Source organism: Xanthovirga aplysinae (assembly GCF_009711365.1).
Classification (GTDB): domain Bacteria; phylum Bacteroidota; class Bacteroidia; order Cytophagales; family Cyclobacteriaceae; genus Xanthovirga; species Xanthovirga aplysinae.
Map to the genome: position 1 here is coordinate 1 of NZ_SMMB01001113.1, position 8437 is coordinate 8437.

6 protein-coding genes are annotated in these 8437 nt (G+C 36.5%); 1 reads left to right on the forward strand and 5 read right to left on the reverse strand.

Translation table 11 applies throughout. The features are described from left to right. From E1171_RS13235 to E1171_RS13255, 5 genes are all read right to left on the reverse strand, one after another. Positions 1 to 412 (reverse strand): hypothetical protein (locus tag E1171_RS13235; RefSeq protein WP_155206485.1); only part of this gene is annotated, 412 nt, incomplete at its 3' end. Between the two features lie 75 nt (positions 413 to 487). Then, positions 488 to 1879 (reverse strand): RagB/SusD family nutrient uptake outer membrane protein, encoded by a 1392-nt coding sequence (locus E1171_RS13240; protein WP_155206486.1) that lies wholly within the window; start codon positions 1877 to 1879, stop codon positions 488 to 490. A gap of 11 nt (positions 1880 to 1890) precedes the next feature. Then, entirely contained in the window at positions 1891 to 4869 is a 2979-nt protein-coding gene (locus tag E1171_RS13245) for a SusC/RagA family TonB-linked outer membrane protein (protein ID WP_155206487.1), read from the reverse strand. A 915-nt stretch (positions 4870 to 5784) separates the two neighbouring features. Next, a complete protein-coding gene (locus E1171_RS13250) occupies positions 5785 to 6414 on the reverse strand; it encodes a response regulator (RefSeq protein ID WP_155206488.1) in 630 nt (209 codons plus the stop codon). A gap of 105 nt (positions 6415 to 6519) precedes the next feature. Continuing rightward, positions 6520 to 7137 (reverse strand): sensor histidine kinase, encoded by a 618-nt coding sequence (locus tag E1171_RS13255; protein WP_187696441.1) that lies wholly within the window; start codon positions 7135 to 7137, stop codon positions 6520 to 6522. A 686-nt stretch (positions 7138 to 7823) separates the two neighbouring features. On the opposite strand from E1171_RS13255, the gene E1171_RS13260 reads away from it, so the two are divergent. Beyond that, complete coding sequence (locus E1171_RS13260) at positions 7824 to 8258, forward strand: hypothetical protein (protein WP_155206490.1); 435 nt, start codon at positions 7824 to 7826, stop codon at positions 8256 to 8258. Positions 8259 to 8437: the final 179 nt, after the last annotated feature.

The window sequence follows — 8437 nt, forward strand, 5'->3', positions numbered from 1 at the left end:
AAGAAATATGAACACCTTTGAGAAGCCTTTCCCCAAAAGATTTTCCTCTTTTACTGGGAATTGATATAACTTCAAAAACATATGTCTCTTTCTTTAAAGGGTCTATAAGAGAAAACTCCCTTACCATATTCTTATCCAAAACCAATGCTCCTTTAGTTTTATCTTCATATAATAGGTCTCCACGATATAGGTCATATTTCAATTTCAACTTTTCATATTTGGCTCCATCTTCAAACTCCACTTTTCCAGGCAACCATTCCTCTACAAAAAAAGGGGAACCTTTTATGGTTTGATCAAAATTTTCATACCTCAAGGCAGTATTCAAAAAGGACGGGTCAATAACATCACTTATCAACTGTGCATGAGAATAATTAATAATGCACAAGAACAATAGGGACAAAATTCTTTTCATATTTATATTTATTTGAAAAATTAAGGGCAAAACTAATTTCGCCCTTAATACAATTCTTCAATAAGATTTTTTGAATTAGTAACCAGGATTTTGAACCATATTAGGATTAGCGCTTATTTCATCCTGAGGAATTGGATAAACTACCAAATTACTTCCGAAAGGAACACTACATTCGGCCAAAGGATTACATTCTATTCTTTTTAAATCCTCTCCATTTCGAAAAATGTCAAAAGCCCGGTGCCCTTCAAAAGCCAATTCCCTTCTTCTTTCTAATAGTACCTCATCCAAAACACTGGAGTTGGCAGGATCAATAGATTCCAGCCCAGCCCGTACTCTCAAAACATTAAGGTCCTCTTTTGCTTCTTCTAAATTACCCAATTTGGCATTGGCTTCAGCTCGATTCAACAAGACCTCGGACAAACGTAAAATTTTAATAGATGCTAATCCGTCAACACCTAACATCCCAGCAAATTTAAACTGAAAATGATCGGCATATTCTTCCTCATACCTGATCAAGCCATTACGAACATCATTTGAGTTAACACTGTATAAATCCATGATATCTTGAGAAGGTCGAATATCCCCATAACCAGGCTTAAGATAAATTCGGCCAATATTGCTAGACCCAGTCGACTCATCAGCCAGAAACTTCAGGGTAAATATTTCTTCCGATGTACCATCTGTAGACCAGGAATCCAAATAATTTTCATTAGAAATTAAGCTATAATTTCCAGTGCCAATCACAGCTGTTGCAGCTTCAACTGCCGCTTGATTATCGCCTTTATAAAGATAAACCCTTGAAAGCAATGCATTGGCTGCATCTGAGGAACTCCTAAAAGGCGCCTCAGTATTGTCCATTAAGTCTTTGGCTTGAGAAAGGTCATTAATTATTTGGGCATACACTTCCGTAACCGAATTCCTAGAGGGTGTTCCTATCTCAGAAACCAACATTACGGGTACCCCCAGATTCGAACCATTCCCATTTAAATAAGGCTGACCAAAAGATCTTACCAAATCAAAATGGACCAAGGCCCGAATAAATAAAGCCTCCCCTTTAAGTTGGTTCTTTTCCTCAGCAGTACCTCCTTCTATATTATCCACATTATTTATTAAATTATTAGCTTGCATAATAACATGATAAGCCCTGAACCAGAGGTCCGTTACATCCCCATTTGAAGTTGTCAGATTGTAACCAGAAAAGCCCAAAAATCTATTGGAATTATCTAGAGCAATTAGGACATTATCACCTCCTACTTCAGGCATAACCAACATTTCTCTGCCATAATATGTAGTACTCTGCATACGGGCATAAGCCCCTATCAGTGCAGTTTCTGCTGCTTCTATGGTACTAAAAGCCTCACTATCAGATAAACTTTGCTGAGGTTCAATCTTGAGAAAATCATCGCATGAGGAAATCAAGAAGACAACCAGGGCTAAAACTTTTATATAATAAATTCTATGTTTCATCTTTCAATAATTTAAAAGCCAATATTTAAACCAAAGGTGTAGGATTTACCATTCGGATAGCGAAACCACTCACGGCCATCCTCTGACATTTCCGGATCAAAGCCAGTGTATTCTGTCAAGGTTATTAGGTTCTGCCCTTGGGCATAAACCTTTACATTGGTGAGGCCAAGCCTTTCAATTAACCTCATTGGAACATTATAAGCTAGCTGAATATTTCTTAACCGTAAAAAGGAACCGTCTTCCAGATAGCGAGTAGATTCAAAATTAGACTGGTTATTTCCCCCATAAATAGCCTGAGGACGTTCAGAGACATCCCCTGGTTTCATCCAACGATCTGCTGCTGCTGCCAAATGACTCCAACCGAATCTTTGACCGTCACTTTCTATAAACCTCCTTGAATCGTTATACACCTCATGACCTACTGCGAAATAAAAGAAAGCGGATAATTCTATTCCTTTAAAGGAAAAACTATTGGTAAGACCACCGGTAAAATTTGGTTCTGCATTTCCTACTTCCAATTCTGGGGCAGCATTATAATCTCCGGTAGTACCTCCTTCCCCATCCGACCACATAGGTGTACCGTCATCAGGATTCACTCCGGCCCATTCTCTCATATAAAAAGTACGGATGGGAAGGCCTTCTCTTATTATTCTCACATAATCATTTATATCTTCCCCATTATAAAGTTCCAGCACTTTGTTTCTGTTCATGGATAAATTAAGATCTACATTCCAACTGAAATCTCCTTTTACAGGCAATGCGCTTAAAAGCACCTCTACCCCTTTATTCTCCATAGATCCTATATTATCCCAGTAAGTAGAAAACCCGGAAGTACCCGATACCGGCACCTCTAATAATAAATCGTTGGCAACTCTTCTATACACTTCAATTGTCCCCGAAACACGATCATTAAATAACCCAAAATCTAGGGCCAAATTTGCAATATTTGTGGTCTCCCATGTAAGATCAGGATTATCTACCTGAGTAGGGTAACCACCTGGATTCCCGTTGTAGGCAACACTATAAGAATACAATCCTCTTGAGGCGAAATTATCAATGTTAGCATTACCAGATGAACCGTAACTTAACCTAACTTTTAAGTCACTTAACCAGGAGATACTATTCATGAAAGCCTCCTGAGAAACTCTCCATGACGCTCCAAAGGAATAAAAATTGGCATACCGGAAATTCGCGCCAAATCGAGAAGACCCGTCTCTTCTGATACTGGTAGAAAAATAATATCGATTATCGTAGTTATAATTGAGCTGTCCCAAATAAGACAAAAAAGAATAAGCAGAATTAAACCCATCAACACCTTGTGGAAGAGCCGCCGATTGTAAGGTTTTTAGTAAAGGATTTGCAAAGCCTATTCCAAAAGCCTCAAAATTTGACCTTTCCGTCTTGGAGGCCTCAAATACAGCCAAGGCATCTAAATTATGAACATTCCCAAATGTTTTATTACCTGTCAACATGGTTTGGGATGTCACGGTAAGGTTTTCATTATAGGCATTGGTAGCAGACCCACCGTTAGCCTCCCCATCAGGAGTGGAACTATCAAAATAATCGGACTCTTTAATGCTTACAAAATCAACCCCTATTTTAGAAGATAACCGAAGATTTTCAAGGAAATTGAAACCAATATTAAAATTTCCAATAGTACGCAAATTATTATTATTCACTGGGTTTAGAGGAACAGAACGGACAAAATTATCTCCGGTAAAAGTGATACGACCAGGTTCATCCCCTACATACAATTCACCCGTATCAGGGTCACGCACGGGATCAAATGGAGAATTCACAAACGCTCCCAATAATGGGCTTGAAAAACGGTTTCCTGCTGTCGCATTTAACCCTTTTGTGTAAGAGGTGTTAAATTTCATACCAAAATCCAATTTTTCATTGGCCGTATGCTTTAAATTCAAACGAGAAGAAAAACGCTCAAAGGAACTTTCAATTAAGACCCCATCCTGCTGAAAATACTCCCCAGAAATAAAAAATACTGTTTTGGCAGTACCGCCGGAAGCGGATAATTCATATTTCCTGCTCACCCCTTGTCTGAAAGCCTCATCCACCCAGTCAGTATCCACCAAAGCCAATTCATCGGGACGAGCCCCTAAAATCACCTCGGGACTAAATCCAGCAGCCTCCAATAATTCTCTTTCATATTGCAAAGCTTCAGCCGAACTCATCATGACAAAATTTCCAAGATTGGGGGTTGTAATACCTTGCTGAAAATTAAAACTGAATTTAGTCTTGCCAGCCTTTCCACTTTTGGTATTAATAAGAATAACACCATTCGCCCCTCTGGAACCATACAAGGACGTAGCAGCGGCATCTTTTAGCACTGAATAAGATTCTATATCGTTTGGATTAAGACCTGCCAAAACATCGGTGGATTCAGTATTTGTACTAAAATCTCCATTTTCCACAATTACACCATCAATAACATATAAGGGCCCTTTTCCGGCAGAAATAGAACCTGTACCTCTAATACGGATTTGCTGGGCTGACCCAGGCTGTCCAGATGGAGAAGTAATTAAAACCCCTGGAGCTTTCCCTTGAATAATCTGAGTAATATCTGGCATAGCCACATCCTGAATTTCTGATGCATCTACAATGGCAATGGAGCTTATCAGTTTTTCCTTACTCTGTGCTCCATACCCTGTTATTACCACCTCAGAAAGTTGTTTCACGTCAGAAGCCATAATTACATCAATTGTCGACCTGACCCCAATTTCAATTTCCTGGGTGGCCATACCAACAAAGGAAAAAACAAGAACCCCATCTTTTTGAGGGACTTCTAAAGAATATTTTCCTCCAACATCCGTCTGGGTACCAGTTGTAGTTCCTTTTAGAACCACGGAAACACCCGGTAGTCCATAACCATCCTCTTGAGATGTAATCCTTCCGGACACAGACCGGCTTTGGCTCCAAACCTCGGTAAAAAATAGAGGAGCCAGAATGAAGCAAATAAGTAGCTTTTTCATCATAGAATTTTTGTTTTAGTGGAACATGATTTAAATAATTGTTTAAGGTTTTTTTAAAGAGTAGAAGGTGAAGAGAAATAGTTTGAGGCGGGTTTTTGAAGCTTTTTAGATTAAGTTTGCCTTAACCAAGGGGTTGATGAAGGAGATTTTGTATAACTTTGATTAAATTAAACTAATTGTCCCTAACCTAAACAGGCAGAAACAATAGTAAAATCAAACTCCTCCGAATTGATGACTGAAAGGGTTTCTTCTAAATCCATGGTCCGATCAAAATGTGAAACTGTTTAACTTGAATAAGGTAGGGTTAAGGGAGAAGGACCAAAGAAAAGAAACTACTACTAAATTGGAGGGTTAATTCTTTTGCAAGATAGACTTACTTCATTTGTCGGAGGAAAGAAAAACGGTAGCCCTAAAGCAGTACAGCTACAGATTTGAGACTCAAATAAAGTTAATCTAAATTTGAAAGGATAAATTGGCAGATTTCCAACTCGAGTTTAAATACTAATTTTCTTGCTATTCTGCACTATAAAAGATTTTCAAAACTTATCAAAAAGGAGAAAATCTTTAAAATTGACCAATACGACTCACAATGGAATTAGTAGACAATTCCAAGTGGAATGCAAATAATGTAGTGAAAAACAATGACAAAAAACAATCATTATTCAACATTTTATTACATCAACTTTTACATTTAAGAAAAAAATAAATGTATTATTTTCCAGAGATTAATTTGTTTGCAGGGCTGTCTTTAATCCTGAAGAAGGGAAAATTAAAAATGAAATATAAACAAAAAAGCTACAATAGCTAACCCTATTTGGGCCTTTCTAAACCCGTTTTGCCGGAGAACACCCATCAATCAACCTTTCATGAAATTTATTGGAGAAAGTTTTTAGAAAAACCAAAGAAAGACCTTTTATATTAAATCAACTTCTCCTCCCTGGCCTTTGCTATAGCTGCCGACTTGCTTTTAACATGTAGTTTGGAATATATGTTTTTAATATGTGATTTGGCTGTTTCCTTTGTTACAAAAAGTTCATCGGCAATTATACTATAGCTCTTTCCTTTGGCCAATAGTTCCAGTACTTCTGTTTCTCTCCGCGTTAATGGTGAATGAGGATTCTTCTGAAAGGATTTCACTACCAAACGGGCAATTTGATTACTCATAGGAGCGCCCCCTTCCAATACTTGCTCAAAAGCCTTCAGCAACTCTGTATAAGAAGCTCCTTTAGAAATATATCCGCTAGCACCAGAACAGAGAGCCTTAAATACTTGCTCACTATTTTCAAATACCGTATTTATAATAACCTCAGTTTGCGGGAGGATTTTTTTTATTTCAAATGTTCCCTCGGCCCCATTCATTCCCGGCAAATCCAAATCCATTAGAATCACATCAGGACGATCTTTGGTAAGGTTTTCTAAAGCTTCTTCACAATGGGAATAAGCATTTACTACATAATAATTCTTCACACTATCCAGAACAAGTTTATAGCCCTCCTTTAGGAGTTCATCATCCTCAATTATTACAATGCGGGTTTTAAAGTAACTCATTGGATGTAATTATGGGCTAAGAATAATTTTATTTAGAAGAAGAAAAGAGAAAGTAAATCCTAATTTTCTTTAAAATTAAAAGGGAGAAAATTAAGGAATGAATCGTTAGAAACCCAGGCGAATCTCCGTCCCAAAATTTTCCATTGTCCGAAAAGAATATTTAAAACCTGCATTTGCTGCCCGGGCTCTCATATTCTTAAGTCCATTGGAACTACAAACCCTTCCAAATTCAAACCCTTTTCCATCATCTTTGATCACCAATTCAAATTCTCCATTGCTTTCTTCCAGCATGAAGTAAACAAATCTACACCTCGAATGTTTCAATGCATTGGTCATAGCTTCCTTAAAAATTAAAATAAGCTGTCGACTTGCGGTTAAGGGAACTTTGTAATTTTTGACAATTTTACTTGATACACATGCCTTAAAACTTATTCCTGAATTTTCGAATAGATTTTCACCAAAATCTTTTAAATAACAAAAGACTGCATCGAGATCACCATTATCAGAATCCATTGCCCAAATAAAATCACGAGTATTCTGAAAAATCTCCTTAGAGTTGGTCTCAATCTTATTGGCAAGTTCTCCAACTGCTCGGTTTTCCGTTGTGAGAGATTTATTCAGAAGTCCTGCAAAAACAGTTAGACTAGCCAGCTTACTACCCATTTCATCATGAAAATCTTTAGCCAATTCCTTTCGGATCCTTTCTTCTGTTTTTTGCTCCATTACAAAAATGAGCATTTTGTAGTGGCTATGTAGGTTACTTAGGTAACTGTACCAGGTTAAAAAAAGAAGACCTATAATTACAATGAAGAGAATTAAATTCCACTTAGAAAAAATAAATAAGACTAGTAAAGATAATGCCCACCCTCCCAATGGCAAACCAATTACTTCAAGATAAAGGATATAGTTGATTGGGGGAAAACAAATTATATCATTAAAATATAATTCAGATGGTGTCATTTTAGGTAGGCTTTATGAGGAAATAATTAACAAAACTTACTGGTAGGTAAAATTCTATTATTAGTACACCCTAATCCTAAACAACCTGCATGCCAAATCAAAAAATAGTTCAATTCTTTCAATGAAAGCCATGCAAAACAAAGAGAAATAATAAAAATTGTCACAAATCCGAACATAAACCGGACACAATTTTTGATAACTCTAAAACTTTTTGCTTTAATCAAGATAAGAAATTAACCAAAATACCATGAGAATCTCTACCTATACAATATCATTTTTAATTCTGTAACTGTAGGCTACAGCAGATGCGATCATTTTCCTAGGTTCTCACAGCTTTAATAAAATTAAGTAAGCATCTTTGAAAACTAAAAGGTGCCCCAAGTTTTTACTTTCTTTAGAATTATATGGTAGCTTTGCAAGCGTTTTTAAATTAGAAAGCCTTTAATACAATGATTTCTATTAGCCCCAAAAAGAACACGCTTTTTTCCATTGCAGCCTTTCTTTTGATTGCTTACGGGATTGTTTTTTATCAACTTTTTAAATTCACCGGAGCCATATACCAATATATTTTAATTGTTATACTTACCCCCATTGCTTTAGGTATTACTCTGAAAGTAACTTTAGGATATAAAACCATGGAATTAGGTAAAGGAAAGGTGAAAGTAAAATATCCATTTTTATTCCGAAAAAAGGATTATAAAATGAACGAATTAAGTTTTTGGACTGAAACCACGATTGATACGAGAAAGGGGCAGTTTAAAGAATTGGCCTTAAAGTTTAAAGAAAGAAAAGCTGAAAGAATAAACAATCAAGAACACCTCAATTACGACAAACTTTACCGCTACATGAAAAAAAACTTTCCTAAAAAGCAGTTTAAGCCCTAAATTTAATTTGGACTTTAAAATAACCAAATAATATAATTCATGAAGTTCTTGCTTTAATGGGGCATTAATCGAAAGTCCAGACCCAAAATACAGCAGTTCTAAATGACCGGTAAAAATTCTCTTAAATATTTCATCAACTTGTCCAAACGAAAATTTAAACAAAGGATCCTATTTATTTT